Source organism: Micromonospora sp. MA102, from assembly GCF_025460765.1.
Classification (GTDB): Bacteria; Actinomycetota; Actinomycetes; order Mycobacteriales; family Micromonosporaceae; genus Micromonospora; species Micromonospora halotolerans.
Map to the genome: position 1 here is coordinate 78183 of NZ_JAMWEG010000025.1, position 17204 is coordinate 95386.

Annotated in this window: 21 protein-coding genes; 15 read left to right on the top strand and 6 right to left on the bottom strand. The window is 70.3% G+C overall.

All coding sequences use genetic code 11. From position 1 onward, the window contains the following. The first annotated feature begins 360 nt into the window (after window positions 1-360). The gene (locus tag NFX44_RS31210; RefSeq protein ID WP_262287180.1) at window positions 361-1641 is read left to right on the top strand and encodes a VWA domain-containing protein; all 1281 of its coding nucleotides are present in this window, start codon (window positions 361-363) and stop codon (window positions 1639-1641) included. 2 nt (window positions 1642-1643) lie between these two features. Continuing rightward, the gene (locus NFX44_RS31215; protein WP_262287181.1) at window positions 1644-2420 is read left to right on the top strand and encodes a peptidase; all 777 of its coding nucleotides are present in this window, start codon (window positions 1644-1646) and stop codon (window positions 2418-2420) included. A 54-nt stretch (window positions 2421-2474) separates the two neighbouring features. On the opposite strand, the gene NFX44_RS31220 is transcribed toward NFX44_RS31215, so the two are convergent. Next, complete coding sequence (locus NFX44_RS31220; protein WP_262287182.1) at window positions 2475-2744, bottom strand: hypothetical protein; 270 nt, start codon at window positions 2742-2744, stop codon at window positions 2475-2477. Between the two features lie 112 nt (window positions 2745-2856). On the opposite strand from NFX44_RS31220, the gene NFX44_RS31225 reads away from it, so the two are divergent. From NFX44_RS31225 to NFX44_RS31250, 6 genes are all read left to right on the top strand, one after another. Next, window positions 2857-3513: a 4'-phosphopantetheinyl transferase gene (locus NFX44_RS31225; protein ID WP_262287183.1), complete on the top strand. Its 657-nt coding sequence runs from the start codon at window positions 2857-2859 to the stop codon at window positions 3511-3513. A gap of 75 nt (window positions 3514-3588) precedes the next feature. Continuing rightward, window positions 3589-4542 carry a hypothetical protein gene (locus tag NFX44_RS31230; protein ID WP_262287184.1) on the top strand — a complete coding sequence of 318 codons (954 nt, stop codon included), beginning with the start codon at window positions 3589-3591 and terminating at the stop codon, window positions 4540-4542. A 106-nt stretch (window positions 4543-4648) separates the two neighbouring features. Beyond that, window positions 4649-5362 (top strand): VOC family protein, encoded by a 714-nt coding sequence (locus NFX44_RS31235; RefSeq protein ID WP_262287185.1) that lies wholly within the window; start codon window positions 4649-4651, stop codon window positions 5360-5362. Between the two features lie 92 nt (window positions 5363-5454). Continuing rightward, window positions 5455-5646, top strand: coding sequence for a general stress protein CsbD (locus tag NFX44_RS31240; RefSeq protein ID WP_262287186.1), 192 nt, complete (start codon window positions 5455-5457; stop codon window positions 5644-5646). Between the two features lie 128 nt (window positions 5647-5774). Then, window positions 5775-6005 carry a DUF2188 domain-containing protein gene (locus NFX44_RS31245; RefSeq protein ID WP_262287187.1) on the top strand — a complete coding sequence of 77 codons (231 nt, stop codon included), beginning with the start codon at window positions 5775-5777 and terminating at the stop codon, window positions 6003-6005. Between the two features lie 267 nt (window positions 6006-6272). After that, window positions 6273-7076: a G5 domain-containing protein gene (locus tag NFX44_RS31250; protein ID WP_262287188.1), complete on the top strand. Its 804-nt coding sequence runs from the start codon at window positions 6273-6275 to the stop codon at window positions 7074-7076. Window positions 7077-7169: 93 nt separating this feature from the next. Here the strand turns inward: NFX44_RS31250 and NFX44_RS31255 are convergent, their stop codons facing one another. After that, window positions 7170-8348 (bottom strand): low temperature requirement protein A, encoded by a 1179-nt coding sequence (locus NFX44_RS31255; RefSeq protein ID WP_262287189.1) that lies wholly within the window; start codon window positions 8346-8348, stop codon window positions 7170-7172. 361 nt (window positions 8349-8709) lie between these two features. Here NFX44_RS31255 and NFX44_RS31260 point away from each other — a divergent pair, with 361 nt between their 5' ends. After that, window positions 8710-8940 (top strand): hypothetical protein, encoded by a 231-nt coding sequence (locus tag NFX44_RS31260; protein WP_262287190.1) that lies wholly within the window; start codon window positions 8710-8712, stop codon window positions 8938-8940. A 20-nt stretch (window positions 8941-8960) separates the two neighbouring features. Here the strand turns inward: NFX44_RS31260 and NFX44_RS31265 are convergent, their stop codons facing one another. Beyond that, entirely contained in the window at window positions 8961-9314 is a 354-nt protein-coding gene (locus NFX44_RS31265) for a VOC family protein (protein WP_262287191.1), read from the bottom strand. Between the two features lie 149 nt (window positions 9315-9463). Here NFX44_RS31265 and NFX44_RS31270 point away from each other — a divergent pair, with 149 nt between their 5' ends. Next, the gene (locus NFX44_RS31270; RefSeq protein ID WP_262287192.1) at window positions 9464-9847 is read left to right on the top strand and encodes a hypothetical protein; all 384 of its coding nucleotides are present in this window, start codon (window positions 9464-9466) and stop codon (window positions 9845-9847) included. Here NFX44_RS31270 and NFX44_RS31275 read toward each other — a convergent pair. From NFX44_RS31275 to NFX44_RS31285, 3 genes are all read right to left on the bottom strand, one after another. Beyond that, window positions 9844-10398, bottom strand: a complete 555-nt coding sequence (locus tag NFX44_RS31275; RefSeq protein WP_262287193.1) for a DUF3592 domain-containing protein — start codon at window positions 10396-10398, stop codon at window positions 9844-9846. The two genes, NFX44_RS31270 and NFX44_RS31275, sit on opposite strands and share 4 nt — an antisense overlap. 124 nt (window positions 10399-10522) lie before the next feature. Next, the gene (locus NFX44_RS31280; RefSeq protein WP_262287194.1) at window positions 10523-11209 is read right to left on the bottom strand and encodes a transposase; all 687 of its coding nucleotides are present in this window, start codon (window positions 11207-11209) and stop codon (window positions 10523-10525) included. Next, window positions 11161-11658 carry a transposase gene (locus tag NFX44_RS31285; RefSeq protein ID WP_262287195.1) on the bottom strand — a complete coding sequence of 166 codons (498 nt, stop codon included), beginning with the start codon at window positions 11656-11658 and terminating at the stop codon, window positions 11161-11163. The genes NFX44_RS31280 and NFX44_RS31285 overlap by 49 nt, the downstream gene beginning before the upstream one ends. A 589-nt stretch (window positions 11659-12247) precedes the next feature. Here NFX44_RS31285 and NFX44_RS31290 point away from each other — a divergent pair. The 5 genes from NFX44_RS31290 to NFX44_RS31310 all read left to right on the top strand — a co-directional run bounded on the left by NFX44_RS31290 (window position 12248) and on the right by NFX44_RS31310 (window position 17158). Continuing rightward, the gene (locus NFX44_RS31290) at window positions 12248-12583 is read left to right on the top strand and encodes a hypothetical protein (protein WP_262287196.1); all 336 of its coding nucleotides are present in this window, start codon (window positions 12248-12250) and stop codon (window positions 12581-12583) included. 956 nt (window positions 12584-13539) lie between these two features. Then, a complete protein-coding gene (locus NFX44_RS31295; protein WP_262287206.1) occupies window positions 13540-15348 on the top strand; it encodes an IS481 family transposase in 1809 nt (602 codons plus the stop codon). A 4-nt stretch (window positions 15349-15352) separates the two neighbouring features. Beyond that, on the top strand, window positions 15353-15814 hold the full coding sequence (locus NFX44_RS31300; protein ID WP_262287197.1) for a hypothetical protein: 462 nt from the start codon (window positions 15353-15355) through the stop codon (window positions 15812-15814). Window positions 15815-16156: 342 nt separating this feature from the next. Continuing rightward, window positions 16157-16483, top strand: a complete 327-nt coding sequence (locus NFX44_RS31305; protein ID WP_262287198.1) for a hypothetical protein — start codon at window positions 16157-16159, stop codon at window positions 16481-16483. Window positions 16484-16663: 180 nt separating this feature from the next. Next, window positions 16664-17158: a hypothetical protein gene (locus tag NFX44_RS31310; protein ID WP_262287199.1), complete on the top strand. Its 495-nt coding sequence runs from the start codon at window positions 16664-16666 to the stop codon at window positions 17156-17158. Window positions 17159-17204 lie beyond the last annotated feature (46 nt).

Here is a 17204-nt window from a genome sequence, read left to right on the forward strand (position 1 = left end):
GTTGCGATCACGGGTCTGCCCGTCGGCGGCGACTTCGGGTACGAAAAAGCGCGCCCCGATCGCCTGCCACGGGGGAAGCGGGCGATTGGGGCGCGCAAGACAGAGCTTAACCACAGTGCGGCAGTGGCACAACGGGTCGACCCTGGTCAGATTTCCGACGAATGCGCCACCCCACAAAAGGTTTACATCGGGCACCTTACGGTGGGTCACCCTGCGGAAACATCACGAATTCCTTACCATTCGCCGACGCCCGGGCGACCCGGCGCCGCAACTCCTGATCATGCCGCCGGTCGCATCGATCCACCTCGATCGGAATGACCCGGATGATCTTCCACAGTGGATCTCACTACACTTCGCCCGGTGATCAACAAGAGACGACCGACGGCCGTCCTGATCGGACTGCTGGCGGCGACCGCGCTGCTCGGCGCGCCACCCGCCGCGGCCGACGACGAGACCGCCGAACCTCCCGCCGAGCCGCCCAAGGTCGAACTGGTCCTGGACGTCAGCGGCTCGATGCGGGCCCGGGACATCGACGGGCGCAGCCGGATCTCCGTGGCCCAGCAGGCGTTCAACGAGGTGGTCGACGCACTGCCGGACGAGACCCAGCTCGGCATCCGGGTGCTCGGCGCCACCTACCGGGGCGAGGACAAGAAGCAGGGCTGCCGCGACACCCAGCAGATCGTGCCGGTCGGCCCCGTGGACCGTACGCAGGCCAAGGCGGCCGTCGCCACGCTGCGCCCGACCGGCTTCACCCCGGTCGGGCTCGCGCTCCGCTCCGCCGCGCAGGACCTGGGCACCGGCAGCACGGCCCGCCGGATCGTGCTGATCACCGACGGCGAGGACACCTGCGCGCCGCCCGACCCCTGCCAGGTGGCCCGCGAGCTGGCCGCCCAGGGCACCCGGCTGGTCGTCGACACCCTCGGCCTGGCCCCCGACGAGAAGGTCCGCCGGCAGCTGCTCTGCATCGCCGGGGCCACCGGCGGCACGTACACCGCCGCGCAGAGCGCCGACGAGCTGAGCGGGCGGATCAAGCAGCTGGTGGACCGGGCCCGCGACACGTACACCGCCACCCCGACCGTCGTCGGCGGATCGGCCGGGTGCGACGGCGCGCCGCTGCTCTCCCCCGGCGTCTACACCGACCGGGAGGCGTTCGCCGAGCACCGCTGGTACCGGGTGCCGGTGCGTCCGGGGCAGGAGCTGCGCGCCTCGGTGAGCGTCGCGCTGGACCGGCCGGTGAACCCGGACTACGGCGTGCTGCTGCGGGCCACCGCCGCGGACGGGCGGGAACTGGTCCGGGGGGTCGACGCCGGCAGCGGGCGCACCGACGTGGTCTCGGCCGGGCTGCGCTGGTCGGCCGCCGAGGAGGAGAGCCCCGAGCCCACCCCGAGCGGGGTGCAGGCGGCGCGGACCGTCTGCCTGGTGGTCAGCAACTCGTTCGCGCCGAGCCCCGGCACCCAGGTCACCCCCGGCATGCCGGTGGAGCTGACCGTGGACGTGGTCGCCGCGTCCCCCGCCCCGGACGGGCCGGACCTCGGCCGCGGCTGGGCGCTGCTGCTCCTGCTCACCCTGGCCGGGTTGGTCACCGGGCTGGTCGCCGGGCTGCTCACCCGCTGGTGGGTGGCCACCTGGAGGGAGAACTGAGGATGCGTACCCTGATCCGCTCCGCGGCGGCGCTGGCCGCCGCCGGGCTGGCCCTCACCCCCACGGCCGCCGCCGCGGCGCCGACCCCGTCGCCCGGCGCGGCCACCGTCACCAAGGCCGGCACCTCGTTCCTGACCGCCACGACCATCACCCCCGGCCAGCCGGTCCGGGTGGGCGCCTCGACCGGCGACCACCTCTACTGGTCGTTCCGCGCCGAGGCCGGCGACGTCCACGAGGTCAGCGCGACGGTCTCGTTCGGCGGCAGGGCGCGCACCGGCCCGTCCACCTGGACCGTCGACGTCTTCGACGGGCTGCGCCGCCGCCAGGCGTGCACGGCCGGGGCGCAGACCCCGACCGTCGCGGCGACCGCGACGAGCCTGACCCTCGGGTGCACGCTGCGCCGGGTCCGGCCCTGGGCCGAGCCGTGGTCCGGCGACCCGCTGCCCGGCACCTACTACCTCCGGCTCTCGGTCACCGACCTGCCCGAGCCCGACCTCGGCCTGCCGGTCGAGGTGGACCTGCTGGTCGGCGCGGCCACCGGGGGCGGCACATCCGGCGACGACGGGGAGCTCGCGGCGCCCCTGGTGGCGAACACCAGGGCCGGCACGGTGCTCACCGCGGATCCGGCCCCCGAGCCGGTCGCCGAGGAGGACGCCGGCCTCACCGGCTGGCTCCCGGAGGCCGGCTCGCGCTGGGTGTGGACCAGCGCGGGCGGGGTGCTCGCCGCCGTGGCGGGCGTGGTGGGCTTCGCGCTCACCCGGCGGCCCCGCCGCCCCTGAGCCCGCGACCGGTGGCCGCCGCGTCGGGTGCGGGGCGGCCACCGGAAGCGGGGGTCAGAAGGTGCGCGGGCCGCGCGGCACCCAGCCGATGAAACGGTCCTGGAGCGAGGAGTCCGGGGCGGCGCGGAGGTCCTGCGTGGCGGCCGCCAGGCAGGAGCCCAGATAGACGCTCAATGAGGCGCGGTCCACCTGGTACTCGTCCAGCAGTTGCCGGCGTTTGGTGGCGCAGGGCCAGTCCTCGCCGCAGGAACCGCAGGTCCAGTCGGGGGTCACGGGGGCGTGCTCGCCCGGTCGTGAGTCCGACGCCTTCGCACCAGGCGTCATCGGCCGTTCCTCTCGTCAATGAACAGGTGTGTGTGGACGGTGCCTCCCCGCAACGACCCAACAGCGCTCCGGAACCCTCCGGCGTTACACGGTTGCGGTACGTTTCGGCGTCATGCGGGACCTGCTGCCGCCCGAGGTCGCCGTGGCGGTGGCCGGCGCCACGGACTGGACCGGCGCGCTGCTCCCGGCCGAGCGGGCCGGCCTGGGCGAGCGGGCCGTGGCCGGCCGCCGCCGGGACTTCACCGCCGGCCGGGTCTGCGCGCGCCGGGCGCTGGCCGGCCTGGGACTGCCGCCCACGCCGGTGCCCGCGGCACCCGACCGCGCCCCGGTCTGGCCGGCCGGCGTGGTCGGCGCCATCACCCACACGCGGGGCTACTGCGCGGCCGCCGCCGCCCGCGCCGCCGAGATCCGCGCCGTCGGCATCGACGCCGAGGGCCACCGGGAACTTCCCACCGGGGTACGCCGGAAGGTCTGCCTGCCCGAGGAGGAGGCGGAGCTGGCCCGGCTGCCCGGCGGGGTGAACTGGTCGGTCGTGCTGTTCAGTGCCAAGGAGACCGTCTACAAGGTCTGGCACCCGCTCGTCGGAACCTGGCTGGACTTCTCCGACGCCCGGGTCACGCTCGATCCCGAGGCGGGCACGTTCACCGCCCGCATCGCGCCGGCCCGGCTCGCCGCCACCCCGCTGACCGATCCGCCGTCATCGATAGCCGGTCGGTTCGCGGTGGACGCCGAACTGGTGCGCACCGCCGCCGTTCTGGTACCCGGGTGAGGGCCTGACGGCGGCGTTGCGGGCGGCTTGTACCGTCGTCCCGACTGACGATCCCGAAGGTGCCCAAGGAGTACGGTGAGCCACCCTCAGCCTCCGTTCGGACCGCAGGACCCGAACCAGCAGCCTCAGGAACCGCCGACCCAGGCGTTCCCCACCGCGCCGATGCCGCCGGTGCCCGGCAGCCCGCAGGCGCCGCAGCCGCCGGTCTCGGGCGCGCCGTACCCGCCGACCTCGGGCGCCCCGTACCCGCCGCAGCCGCCGACCTCCGGTGCGCCGTACCCGCCGCCCTACCCGCCCGCGGGGGCCGGGTTCCCCCCGCCGCCCGGGCAGTACCCGCCGCCTCCCGGTGAGGCCTACCCGCCGACCGGGCCGTACCCGCCCGCGCCGGGACAGTTCGGCCCGCCGGCCAAGAAGTCCAACAAGAACGTCTGGATCACCGTCGGCATCGTGGCGGCGGTCATGCTGCTGCTCTGCTGCGGCGGCGGCATCTTCGCCATCTACAGCGGAGCGCAGAAGACCAAGGACGCCATCGACAGCCTGCCCACCCCGGGCGTCACCTACAGCAACCCGGTCGACGACACCCCGACCGGCGGCACCTCCGCGACGCCGGAGCCGGGCCGGACCGACAGCGAGACCTTCAACATGCCGTCGGGCGACACGCTGATCGTCAACGACGACGACGGCACCGTCGAGATCACGGTCAGCAACTTCCGGTCCAAGGACAAGTCCTGCCAGGAGTTCATGCCGGGGCCGAAGAACGGCATGTACCTGATCGCCGACGTGACCGCCGAGGTCACCAAGGGCACCGGCTCGATCAACCCGTTCTTCTTCAAGTGGGTCGGCACCGACGGCACCGAGGAGAGCGGCGTCGGTGGCGCCTTCTCCGGCTGCGGCAAGCTGATGGGCTCGGGCAACAACCTGCCCACCGGCAGCAAGCGCAGCGGCCAGCTCATCTTCGACGTGAAGAACAAGAACGGCACGCTGGAGTACGAGCACCACCTGCGTACCGCGGGCTCCTGGAAGCCGTAACGACGTCCGCCGCGTGAGCGAGGGGCCGGTCCGAAAGGGACCGGCCCCTCGTCCGTTCGGACACTTCCATGTGCGAACGCCGCCGTCGCCCCGCTAGGAAGAACGGATGGCCCACGAGACGACCATCCCGCTGCTGCCGTGCCGCTCCCTGGACGACGTGGCGCCCTTCTACCAGGCCCTCGGCTTCCGGGTCGGCCACCGGCAGGCGCGACCCAACCCGTACCTCGCCCTGCACCGCGAGGATCTCCACCTGCACTTCTTCGGCATGCCCAAGTTCGACCCGGCCACCTCGTACGGCTCCTGCCTGGTCCTGGTGGACGACCTCGTGGCGATCCACCGTGACTTCGCCGCCGGCATGCGCGCGGCCTACGGCAAGGTGCTGGTCTCCGGCCTGCCGCGGATGACCCGGCCCCGGGCCCGGAAGAACCAGGACGGGCTCAGCGGCTTCAGCATCGTCGACCCCGGCGGCAACTGGATCCGGTTCGTCGCCCGCACCGCGCCACCTGCCGACGACGGCCCGACCGGGCGGCTGGCCCGGACACTGGAGAACGCGGTGGTGCAGGCGGACTCGCGCGGCGACCACCGGCAGGCCGCCCGGATCCTCGACGCGGCGCTGTCCCGGCCAGACACCGCCGACGACCCGCTCGTCCACGTCGAGGCGCTTGTCTACCGGGCCGAGCTGGCCCTCGTGCTGGACGAGCCGGCGGCCGCCCGGGAACTGCTGGAGCGGGCAGGAGCCGTCCCGCTGAGCGAGGACGGCCGGGAGCGGTTGGCCGCCACCCTGCGGCACGCGGCGGACCTGGCCGCGACGAGCGGCTGATCACCGACCTGTCTCAGGGTTTCAGTGCTCGACGGTCGGGGACGCCGCTGGCGGAGGGGTGCCACGGCGCCCACGACGACAGGGGAGGCGGCATGAGCGTCGAACGGGCGAAGGACGACCTCGAGGATCTGGCCGGTCCGGCCCGGGCCCGCCTGGGGGACATGAACCGGGACGAACGGTCCGAGGCGAACGAGGTACGGCGCCAGGACGAGATCCGGGGCAAGCGGCCCGGTGAGCACGTCCAGCAGGACGCCGGGGACGCGCCGGACGACTTCACCGCCTGAGGGCTTCCTCGACCGGCGCCGGTTGGCGGGTCGCACCGGACCCACCGGCTCAGGTGCGGGACGTTTCGGGGTGGATGCCAACGGGGCAGATATTCGTGACCGACCATGCGAACCAGGGAGGCCACGACATGGCTAAGGGCGACATCGACACGTACCACGAGGACGGGCAGTGGAAGAACCGTCCCGAAGGCAACCAGCGGGCCAGCTCGGTGCACGACACCAAGTCGGAGGCGGAAGCCGCGGGCCGGGACACGGCCGCCGATCGGGGCGTCGAGCACGTGATCAAGAAGCAGGACGGCACGATCGGCGCGAAGAACACCTACCCCCGCAGCCGCGATCCCCGCGACATCAAGGGCTGAGCCGTCGGGTACGAAGCGCTCGGGTCGGCGGTGGCCTCCGAAGGATCGGGGCGCCACCGCCGAACTTTTTCGCGAACCGGCTCCCACTGTGGACGGTCGCCGAGATCCGGCTGACCGGCGTCTCCCACCAGCCGGGTAGCTGATCACCACTCGTCGCTCCGGGCAACCGGTCGGAACCTTCCGACGTGACAGGTCGTCGAGGTGCCAGCACCGAGGGTGTCCGATCGGCCGCTAGCAATTGTTGATGCCGCAAGCACACTGAGGGGCGTGACATACCCACCCCCGCAGGACCCGTGGCACGGGCAGGCGCCGCCGCCCCCGCCGCCACCCCAGCAGCCGACCGCCCAGTTTGCCGCGGTCCCGTACCCGACGGGGCAGTATCCGGCCATGTCGCCGCAACAGTCGTGGTGGCGCCGGCTCTCCCGCGGAGCGCAGGTCGCCATCGTGACGGCGGGTGTCCTGGTGCTCTGCTGCTGCGGCGGCATCGCGATCGGCGCGGTCACCGACCCGCCGGCGAACACCGGCAAGAAGGACGCCGCCCCGGCCACCTCCGCGCCGAACGGCGGCGAGGCCGCCGCTCCCGCTCCGGCCGTGGCCGATGTCGCCAGTCCGTCGGCGGCGGCGAGCCCCACCGAGGTGGCGCCGAGCGAGTCGCCGTCCCCCCAGGTGGAGACCAGGACCGTCACGGCCACCGAGAAGATCGCCTACTCGACCAGGACGGTCAAGGACTCATCCCTGCCGGAAGGCACCAAGAAGATCCGCACCCGGGGGGTCGCCGGCGTCCGGACGCTCACCTACCAGGTGACCGTCACCGACGGCGTGCAGACCGGGAAGAAGCTGGTGCGGTCGGTGGTCACGAAGGCACCGGTCACGCAGGTGGTCGCCGTCGGGACCAAGCAGACGCGACAGTGCGACCCGAACTACAGCGGCGCCTGCGTGCCGATCGCCAGCGACGTCGACTGCGCGGGCGGCAGCGGCAACGGTCCCGCGTACGTCCGCGGCCCGGTGCGGGTGGTGGGCAGCGACATCTACGAGCTGGACCGCGACGGCGACGGGATCGCCTGCGACTGACGGCGGAAACGCCGGGCGCCACAGTGCGCCCGGCGGCCCGTACCCCGAACCGGCGCTCCTGCGACGCGGTCGACCGGGCTGTTCCCGGTCCCGCTAGAACGGCGGCGACGGCGCCTCGGCGGGGTTCCGGCGCTCGCGCGTCGCGTCCCACACCGCCACCCCGGCGAGGACGACGGTGGCGGCAGCGGCGGCGAGCACCGGCGAGCGGTGCAGCAGCGCCGGTGTCACGGCGGCGAGAGCGACCAGCCCGATCACGCGGGACGGGGACAGCCGGGAGAACACCTCGTACTCCATGCGGGACCGCCCGGCGAGGAAGAGACCCGGCCCGCCGAGGATGACCGCGAGCCAGAGCGGATCCTGGTGCCCGCGCGGCTCCCGGATGACCAGCGCGTAGCCGACGCCGGCGGCCAGGATGCCGGTCACGATGACGAGCTGGGTGTAGTACCCGGACTTGCCGAGCTTGTCGGGGCGAGCGGCGACCTCGATGGCGGCGGAGAACACCGCGCCGGCCCGGTGGAAGTAGATCCGCCACATCAGCACCGCGGTGGCGAACGACAACACGGCCGGCGCCACCCGGTCCGGCGTGAACGCGTCGGCGAACGTCGCCCCCGTGAGCAGGATCGTCTCGCCGATCGTGATGATGATCAACTGCTGGTACCGCTCCGCGAGGTGCTCGCCCGCGAATCGCCAGTCCTCCGCCCCGGTCCGGCCGAGCCTCGGGACGGGCCAGCCGAACACGAGACCCGCGTAGTCCAAGGCGATCGCCAGCGCCCAGAGCGCCCCGCGCGCGGGACTCTGGGGGAACAGGGCCGCCCCGGCGATCCACGGCACGGCCGACATGGTGGCCCAGCACAGGTGACGCGCGGGGCTGTGCCGCTCGACGTCCCGGCGCGCGATCAGGAGGATGAGTGGCTTTCCGACCTGGATGGCGACGTACGTGATCGCGAACAGCAGCCCTCGCGCGCCGAACGCGTGCGGCAGGGTAACCGCGATGATCATGCTGCCGAACATGGTCCAGACGATCAGCAGCTGGGTCACCGGTTGCCGGGGTTCCACCCTGCTGGTCACCCACGCCGCGTGGACCCAGACCATCCACAGGGCCAGCAGCAGGAGCACCGTCTGACCGACCTCGGGCAGGACGACCTGACGGTCCGTGGTGAAGTCCTCGATCAGGCGCTGCGAGAACCGGGTCAGCACGAAGACGAAGACCAGGTCGAGAAGCAGCTCCCCCTCCCGGCCCTGCAGCATTCCGCGCCAGCCACCGATCGACATCTACCGCCAACGCCCCTGTCCGCTTCGCACCGGTTTCCCGCAGTCGTACCACGGTGATCAGGCCGCTGGCAGTCAGACGGCGCAGTGCGTCCGCGGCCGCGAGACCCACCTCGCCCCTAGGGTGGGCGATGATCCTCGCCGATTTCGCCGGGTCCTGGGCCGGCACCAACGGGTTCCGCTTGCTGCCCTCCGACCCGCTCGTCGAGTCGCCGGCCACGCTCACCGTGACGGCCGCCGCCGGCGGCCATCTCACCTCGGTCGCCTACTCCTGGACCCATCCCGACGACGGGCCGCAGGACGGCCTGGTCGTCATCGGGGCCGGCGACCGGAAAGGCTCGCTGGTCGCCGTCTGGGGCGACTCGTGGCACCAGCAGCCGACGCCCATGTCGTTGACCGGAGGCCCGGGCCGGACGCGACGTTCGCACTGTCGGCGGAGTACGGCGGCGGTTGGGCGTGGCGGATCGTCTTCGACGCCGCCGACGCGGAGAACCTGCGGATGCGGATGGACAACGTCATTCCGGCCGACCGGGCCACGGCCGAGAAGGCCGCCGGGCCCTATCCCGTCATGGTCACCGACCTGCGCCGGGTCTGACGGGTCAACCCGTCGTCTTACTAATGGCGTCGGATTGCGACGGGGTGGCGCGGTTCGTAGAGACCGAGTTCGCTCCCGCCGGGCAGCCGCAGCGCGGTGCGCAGCCCCCACCGCTCCTCGGTGACCGGGATCGTGAACTCGACGCCCCGCGCGGCGAGGTCGGCCATGGTCGCCGCGAGGTCGTCGCACATGAGGTACAGCTCGTGGGCCGGCGCGCCCTCGGTCGGGTGCACGGCGAGCTCGGCCGGCGGGAGCGTGAAAATGAGCCAGCCATGGCCGGCGTCGACGTGGCCGTAGTTGAGCGTGTCCCGGAAGAAGGCGCGGTCCGCCTCCGGGTCGCGGCTGTAGATGATCACATGAGCACCACTGATCATTGATCGACCATAGTGTCGAGGTCGACGGGGCGCCGCCGAACCCGCCATTTGAACCCCTGACCCCTCGATGCGAACTGGCTGCGTCGTGGTGTGGTCCGGCGTTGTTGTGCATCCGCTTCTCCAAAGGAGGTGCCGGATAGCCTCCGAGCGTGCGATACCTCAGCCGGTCGTTCCTCCTTGGCGCGCTGCACCGCAGGAAGGAGGTCGAGCAGTTCCTCGGACCCATCACGGTGGGGGGCATCGAAGGCATCCGCTGGGTGTCCATCTGGCCATGGCAGGACGGCTACAACGTGTCCATCCATGACGTACAGGACCTGGACGACGAGAACTATCGGGACCTGTCGGTGTTCCCGTCGCTTGATCCAGAAGGCGAGGATGACCAGGGCCCCGGCCGCCTGATCGGGCACGTTCAGGATCCGACCGAAGCGTTAGAACTGGCAGAGCGTACGACCGGGGCGTCGCCGCATCGCTGGGTCAATCACGGCGTCGCCGGGGAGGACTACGCGGACTTCGTCCGGGCCAGGCACTCCTAACTCAGACGAGCAAACCCTTGATCATTCCGCTTGACGCCTCCCGTGCGGGCCTGCCGCCCCGATCCAGGGCCGGGGCGGCAGTCCGGTTCCGCCCACCTACTCGCGCCGGGGACCCTTCTGAGCAGCGCGAGCGAGATCATGATCACGACGATGCCGAGGCCTTCCAGGAGGGTCGGCGCCTGCAGGAGCAGGTCCTCCGTCGCGTACCCGTCCGCCGTGGCAGCCCGGGTCGGATCCGTCCGGTCGACGCGTACCGCGAGTACGTCCCCGACGTGGAACTCACTTTCGTCGAGTTCGCTGGAGAACCGCTCCCGGTGCCGCACGCCGTCGAACGTGTAGTCCACGGTCAACCTCGTGGCGGCGAACGAACGGCTGATCTTGAACCGTTCGACGTGGACCACCCGGCCGGTCGTCTCGGCGCCGACGCGTAGCCGCTCGTCGATCGCCGCGGTCAGCCGAGCGTCGAGCAGGATCCCGCCGCCGATCAGAAGGGTGCCCAGGACAACCGCCAGGACCAACCTCAGCTCTCGTTGGCCGAACGGGCTCGCCATTCCCGCCCTTCCCGCGTCTCGGTTCGCATCGGTCAGTTGGTGGGTGGGACGAGTGCGTTGTAGAGCGCCCCGAAGTCGTACACCCTGGTACCTCTACCTCTGGTCCCGCCATTTCCAGCGGACGTCAGGTTGCCACAATGCGGCAACTGTCTCCTCCATGGGCCACCCGCGTCGGAAAGGCCCACGCGCTTGGATGCCATCCCGATGCTCCTATGGAGGTCAAGGGGTGAGGGCGGCGGTGCTGTGTAGACGTCGCGGACGATGTAGCGCTTGAGGCAGCGGAGGATCTCCTGCTTGCTGAGTCCCTCTTTGATGCGTCGTTGCAGGTAGGTGTTTGTGCGTGGGTCGTAGCGCATGCGGCAGAGGGCGATGGTGTGCAGGGCGTGGTTGGCACCGCGGTCGCCTCCTCGGTGGAGGCGGTGGCGGCGGACCCGCCGGAGCTGGCGGGGATGGGTGCTGCGCCGCGGAGGTGGGCCAGTGCCGCTTCGGAACGCAGTCGGTCCGGGTTGTCGCCGGCGGTCGTGAGCAGCTGTGCGGCGACGTCGGTGCCGACGCCGAACAAGGCGCTGGTGCGGGGTGCGGCCTGGCGGACCAGCGGTGCCAGCTGCCGGTCGAGGGTGGTGATCTCATCGGTCAACGTGGTGACCCGGCGGGCCAGTCCGGCCAGCGCGGCAGCGGTGGCCTGTTCCGGGTCGTTGGGCCGGGTCGGGTCGACGGTAAGGGCGGTGCAGCGGTTGACCAGGATGGCAGCGCTGAGCTTGGTCAGCTGTGACCGCAGAGCTTCGGGGGCGGCGGCGACCAGGCCGCGCATCTGGTTGATAGCCGCCGTGCGGCCTTGACCGCTCCCTGGCGAGCCACTCGCAGGGCGCGGATGGCTTCGCCCGATCCGGTGCGGGTCTTCGGCGTGCCCATGGCGGTGCCGGCGAGGGTCGCCCGGGCGGCGGCGATGGCGTCGATGGGGTCGGACTTGCCCTTGGTTCGTCGGGTTCTGCGGTCAGGGCGGTCGACCTCGACGACCGCGACCTTGTGGCTGGCCAGGTGCCGGGCGAGGCCCGCGCCATAGCTGCCCGTGCCCTCCACCCCGATGGCGACGAGGCGGCCGAAGGATCGCATCCAGGCCAGCAAGTCCGCATAGCCGTCGCCGGTCGCGGGGAACTCGGCATCGGCTTGGAGACCGCCCGTGCTGTCGATGATCGCCGCATGATGGGTGTCGCGGTGGGTGTCGACACCACCGATGACCGAGCGCTTCTTGGCTGCCATGCTGGTGAGGTCCGCCTTTCTCGGACTCACGATTCGGAGTACGGGCGCACAGACGTAACCGGGGTGCGGTGGGACGGGGCCACCCTCCGAGGCGTCGCCGTTGAGCGCGTCCTTGGGTGGCCGGACGGCCTCTCCGGCTCCGGGGCTGCGTCGGGTTGACGCGTCGGCACCCGGTGCTACTGAGCTGCACGGTTCACGAGGAGCAGGGCCTGATCCACCTCACGATGCACCCCACACCGCTGCCGGATCAGCTCGCGGCCAGCCCCATCGACCCTGCGGTCGACGGCTGCTGTACAAGATCGAAAAAGGCCGTCTCCGACGAGCGGAAACGGCCTTCGAACTGGGTGGAGCTGAGGGATTTGAACCCCATAGACCCGCCGCAACGAGAGGTCACCACCAATCGGACGGATCGAGACCGTGACCAGGGCGGGCGTTACCAACGTCTGCCAACGCCTGTCGCCCCTGGTGGCTCTCGATTGGGCTGCATTTGGGCCGGATGATCTTCCCTACCCATAGCCCGAGGGTGCCGTGCAGCGAAGCTGGCAGCAGCGCCGACCGACATCTGTGCTTCGCTGGATAGGATGGCCGCGTGGCCCGGGTCTGGTATCGCGGACAGCAATCGCGCGCGCACCATCGTGCAACCGGCGAGGTGATCGTTACCGAAGTCGAGGATCTTCCCATTGGTGTGAGCGTTTCGGTGTGGACATTCGCACCCGGTTCGCAGGTCACACTTGGGCCCTCCTACGACGACCAGCGCTTCACCGTTCTCTCAGGTTCCGGCTGGGTGGACAGCGAGGAGAACGGGCGGCAGGACCTGAAGCCTGGGGCCGCCGCGTACGTCCCTATCGAGGACACACCGACTTTCGGCTCTGCTGACGGCATGACGGTCGTGAAGGTCTTCGGTGGCCTGATGATGCCGAGATAAGCCAGTCCATCCGACCGTCGGTCGGGACCGAGGTGGAGCCACTGGACGCCTTCGGTGTGAAGGAACTTCGAGGTCACATGGACCAGCGACGACACCGGCGACGTCCTGCTCGAACGGTCCGCCCACGTCCGTGCTTGTCCGGCGGCGTGCTTGCCGGTCGTCACTCAGTTGGTCACCCAACTGGCGTTGCCGGGTGGCGCTGGGCTCAGCCCGCCGCTGCCGAGAGATTCACCGCGAAGCCCCCGAGAACGAGAGCAACGGACAGACCAGTCAGCTTCAGAATCCCCATAGGCTTCCCCTCCGTCTGACGTGCATCCCCTTCGAGTGCAACGGCAACGAGCGTGAAGAGCCAGCCGGCGACCATGAACAGGAGCGACGGAACCCGCAACAGCGGGCTCAGCCCAGCGCCGATATCGATCGTATGTCATCGCTGCTAGCCCTCCGGCCGCCGCCCGCCCCACTCTTCGCCATCCCGTCGGCCTTCGTCCGCACACCCGTGGAGTGGGTGGGGCCTGCCCGGTCAAGGTGGAGCACCCCACTGTCTGAACGACCTTGACCGGGCGGGCCCCACCTGCTCGGCTCTGCCCGGACGGAGGTTGTCGGGATGGCGCCGCCATCCCAGAGTGCCCGAGGACCCCGCCGGAGGCACTGCCCTTGAACCGATCACCATCACAGCCCCGGATCTGCCAGCAACCAAGGCGGGGCCGGGGCTTCTTCGTATGTCGCGCCGCCGGCGGGCTGGCAACCGCGTGCCGGCGGCCGAAGGCCAGAGGCAACGCGGCGGGCCGACAGGCTCGGCCCAGGTTCGGCGGCGCGCGCGGCCTGCGAAGCGGGCCGCCTTGATCTCGTACAGAAAGTTCTCACACCTGCTCAGCACGGAGGAGTGTCCGGTCTCGGGACCTGCGTGACACATCGGTATCAGGACCTGCGTGACACTCCGCCGAGTGTTGGTGGAGATGAGCGTGATGGAACAGCGGTATCGAGCCGTCCAGGACGTGCTTGCCGGATCCACGGTCACGGACGTCGCCGAACGATTCGGGGTCTCCCGCCAAGCGGTGCATCGCTGGCTGGCCTGGTATCAGGACGAGGGCCTGGAAGGGCTGGCCGACCGATCCAGCCGGCCGCGCTCCTCACCGGGACAGACGTCGCCGGAGGTGGAGGCGCTGATCTGCGAGCTGCGCCGGAACCATCCCCGATGGGGCGCCCGTCGCCTCGTCTATGAACTCGCCCGACGCGACTGTCCCGGCCCGACCCCGTCACGGATCACAGTGCATCGGGTGCTGATCCGACACGGCCTGGTCGACCCGACACCCCGCCGCCGGCGCCGGGAGGACTACCGGAGGTGGGAACGGGGCCGGCCGATGGAACTGTGGCAGCTCGACATCGTCGGTGGCATCCAGCTCGCTGACGGTGGTGAGGCGAAGGTCGTCACCGGCGTCGACGACCACTCCCGATTCTGCGTCATCGCCGCCGTAGTCCGGCGGGCAACCGGCCGGGCCGTCTGCATCGCCTTCGCCGAAGCCCTGCAACGATTCGGGGTGCCCGAGGAGGTGCTCACGGACAACGGCAAGCAGTTCACCGCCCGATTCGGCCGCGGTGGCGGCGAGGTGATGTTCGACCGGATCTGCCGGGAGAACGGCATCACCCACCGGCTGACCAAGCCCCGCTCACCCACCACCACCGGCAAGGTCGAGCGGTTCCACCAGACCCTGCAACGCGAACTCCTCGACGACGTCGAAGTCTGGGCCGACCCGGAGGAAGCTCAAACAGCGATCGACGTATTCCGGCACGAATACAACAACGAACGACCCCACCAGTCCCTCGCGATGGCGTTCCCGGCCGACCGGTTCACCGCCCAGCCCGCCGAGGAGCAGATCCCCCTGCGGCTGCCGCCAACGCTGGCCACCACCATCCCCGCACCCCGAAAGCCGCTGCTTGCACCACCGCCGACGTCTCCGTCAGCCGCCAGATCGGCCACCATCGCAGCAGCACCATCGGCAACCGGCGACGACCTCGGCCTGGCCGTGGAGGTCACCCGCCTCGTTCCCGCCTCGGGCAACCTCACCGTCTGCGGGCAACAGTTCTGGCTCAGCCCCACCCGGGCCGGACTCCCAGTCACCCTCTGGGCCGACACCACCGTCGTTCACCTACTCATCGACGGCGTCCGACTCAAGACCGTCCCATCCCGGCTCACCCCCACCCACCTGCGGCAACTCCTCGCCGACGACGGCCAACCCGCCGGGCCACCACCGATCACCACCGGGCCTATCCAAGCCGGCGCCCCGATCGAGGTCGAACGCCTCGTCAACGCCACCGGCCTGATCAGCCTCGCCGGACGGCAACACCCCGTCGGCTACCACTTCGCCGGCACGCGCGTGACCATCCGACTCGACCGCGGACTGATGCAGATCACCGCCGACGGGGTCCTGCTGCGCAGCCTGCCCAACCCCCTGACTCCCGCCGAGGCCGCCAGCATCCGCGACGCCCGCCCCGCTGGACCACCACCCACCCCGAACCCGGAACCCGTGCGGGTCGAACGCCGCGTCAGCTGCCGAGGAACCCTGGTCATCGCCGGTCAACGCATCCACGTCGGCATAGCCCACGCCGGAGCAACTCTCACCGTCGAAGCCGCCGACACCACCTTCCGCGTCCACGACGGCGACCAGCTCCTCACCGAAGTCCCCCGCACCACCACCAAGCCCATCGCCCGGTTCAAAGCCCGCAAGCCCGAACCCCCCAGGCAGATGACCCTCACTCGGAAGTGATGGCATGATCACCGGCGTGGCCGAACCCTCCGAACTGGTCATCGGACGTCCCGACGACGACCACCTGACGGTCCGCGTAATCGGAAGAATGCACCCCGGCAGCAGCGACTACTGGGACGGCAACTGGCTGATCAGCCCGATCTCAGCAAACCTGGGCAGCTTCTCCGCACAACTCGCCGCCGGGCTACGCGTCGATGAGTTACAGACCTTCCGACACGGGCTAGAGCTGATCAACCAACAACTACGCGGTGAAGCAGTGCTCACCTCACTCGAACCATGGATCTCACTGACCGTGGCCTGCCGGCCGAACGGCTCGCTGGCCGTCACCGGAGAACTTGATGACAATCCCGGCATCGGAAACCGACTGACATTCGCCATCACCGGCATCGACCAGACCGACATCCCAGCGATGCTTGCAGCCCTGTCGGCAATCGAGCGCGCCTACCCACTCCTCGGACGGCCCTGACCCCCTCCGCCTGAAGAACCAATCAGCGGCCAGTCGCAGGAAGACAACCTCAACCGCCCGCCAGTTACCCTCACCAGAGGCAGATCGTCTAGCCGGACGTGTCACGCACGTCCCGAGACTGGTCTGTCACGGAGGTCCTGAGACCCGACAGCTCAGCACGGAGGAGTGTCCGGTCTCGGGACCTGCGTGACAGATCGGTATCAGGACCTGCGTGACACTCCCTAATGCGATTGCTGCAACCTATCTTGGGCCAATGGCCTGGACGTACACCCTCGGCACTTCGCCAGACGCTGTTGGAGACGAGCGTGTTCCGCGGGCCAGCTTGGATGGGTTCCGTTGCGCGTGTTTCACGACCTTCTCGCTGCAGAGGAGGGCATCGACCTCAAGCTGATGGACAGCTTCGGCGGCAACCGCTCCTGGGACTCCATCAGTACGCCCATGCGCCTGCTGTTCGACCTCGACTACGTACGAGGGCAGCACCCGACGACGAACTATCCCGAGGTGGCCGCGAGGCTCCGGGAGCTTCACGAGCGCTGGTCCAAGGGGGCGTTTGCCAGTAACGACCCCGCGCTCGACCCGCTTCGCCAACATGTAACCGCGCGGCTGGAACAGCTCGCCCAGGTCGTCGAGGAGTGCGTCCGCACGAACGCTCGCCTCGTGATCCGCTAGATCGTCTAGCCGGAAGTGTCACCCATGTCCCGAGACTGATCTGTCACGCACGTCCTGAGACCCGACAGCTCAGCACGGAGGAGCTCAGCACGGAGGATTGTCGTGTCCCGGCTGATGCTTTACATCGGCGTCCCACCTGATGCTTGACAAGATTCGCGCCAACGGCGGAATGATGTCCGCGTGTTCGAGCCGGGATCGCGGTCCAAGCAGGTCGCAACGTTCATGCTGCCAGCGGACGTAGCCGCCTTCAGCGAGGTGATAGCGCCCTCAATCGCTGGGCTGGCGCAATGGGAGACCCACGACCGGAAGATTGGCATCGTTCCGCACGAATCTCTCCCGTCGGCGATGCAGCACGACGGCGTGCAGGCGTTCCTCCGGCTGCTCGGCCGCGACGGCGGTACCGTCGGACCCCTTATCCAGTACCTGCACACGTCCGTTTGGACCACGGACGACGAGGTACTTGCGGCCACGGGCGGCCGATACCGGCCAGCATACGGCCAACCCGAGGAAATGACGCCAGGGCGACTGGCATTCAAGTGGTTCCCGGACGACGAGGCCGACTGCGTACGGCGCGACTTCGTGGAGCTGGCGGGCTGTTCCGCACCGGGTTTGATGGAGACATCGAAACCTGGGAGGAACACCGGCGATGCCCGCACCGAAGAAGTACAACGATGAGTTGCGTGAGCGTGCGACCCGGTTGGCGGTCGAGGCCCGTCGGGAT

What these genes read in the sequence shown, in the direction of transcription:
- NFX44_RS31295 (WP_262287206.1), top strand. Translation starts at nt 13,540, where the DNA reads ATGAGCGTGATGGAACAGCGGTATCGAGCCGTCCAGGACGTGCTTGCC.
- NFX44_RS31220 (WP_262287182.1), bottom strand. Translation starts at nt 2,744, where the DNA reads ATGACGCCTGGTGCGAAGGCGTCGGACTCACGACCGGGCGAGCACGCC.
- NFX44_RS31225 (WP_262287183.1), top strand. Translation starts at nt 2,857, where the DNA reads ATGCGGGACCTGCTGCCGCCCGAGGTCGCCGTGGCGGTGGCCGGCGCC.
- NFX44_RS31245 (WP_262287187.1), top strand. Translation starts at nt 5,775, where the DNA reads ATGGCTAAGGGCGACATCGACACGTACCACGAGGACGGGCAGTGGAAG.
- NFX44_RS31215 (WP_262287181.1), top strand. Translation starts at nt 1,644, where the DNA reads ATGCGTACCCTGATCCGCTCCGCGGCGGCGCTGGCCGCCGCCGGGCTG.
- NFX44_RS31285 (WP_262287195.1), bottom strand. Translation starts at nt 11,658, where the DNA reads ATGGCAGCCAAGAAGCGCTCGGTCATCGGTGGTGTCGACACCCACCGC.
- NFX44_RS31265 (WP_262287191.1), bottom strand. Translation starts at nt 9,314, where the DNA reads ATGATCAGTGGTGCTCATGTGATCATCTACAGCCGCGACCCGGAGGCG.
- NFX44_RS31240 (WP_262287186.1), top strand. Translation starts at nt 5,455, where the DNA reads ATGAGCGTCGAACGGGCGAAGGACGACCTCGAGGATCTGGCCGGTCCG.
- NFX44_RS31275 (WP_262287193.1), bottom strand. Translation starts at nt 10,398, where the DNA reads ATGGCGAGCCCGTTCGGCCAACGAGAGCTGAGGTTGGTCCTGGCGGTT.
- NFX44_RS31300 (WP_262287197.1), top strand. Translation starts at nt 15,353, where the DNA reads ATGATCACCGGCGTGGCCGAACCCTCCGAACTGGTCATCGGACGTCCC.
- NFX44_RS31280 (WP_262287194.1), bottom strand. Translation starts at nt 11,209, where the DNA reads ATGCGCGGCCTGGTCGCCGCCGCCCCCGAAGCTCTGCGGTCACAGCTG.
- NFX44_RS31255 (WP_262287189.1), bottom strand. Translation starts at nt 8,348, where the DNA reads ATGTCGATCGGTGGCTGGCGCGGAATGCTGCAGGGCCGGGAGGGGGAG.
- NFX44_RS31235 (WP_262287185.1), top strand. Translation starts at nt 4,649, where the DNA reads ATGGCCCACGAGACGACCATCCCGCTGCTGCCGTGCCGCTCCCTGGAC.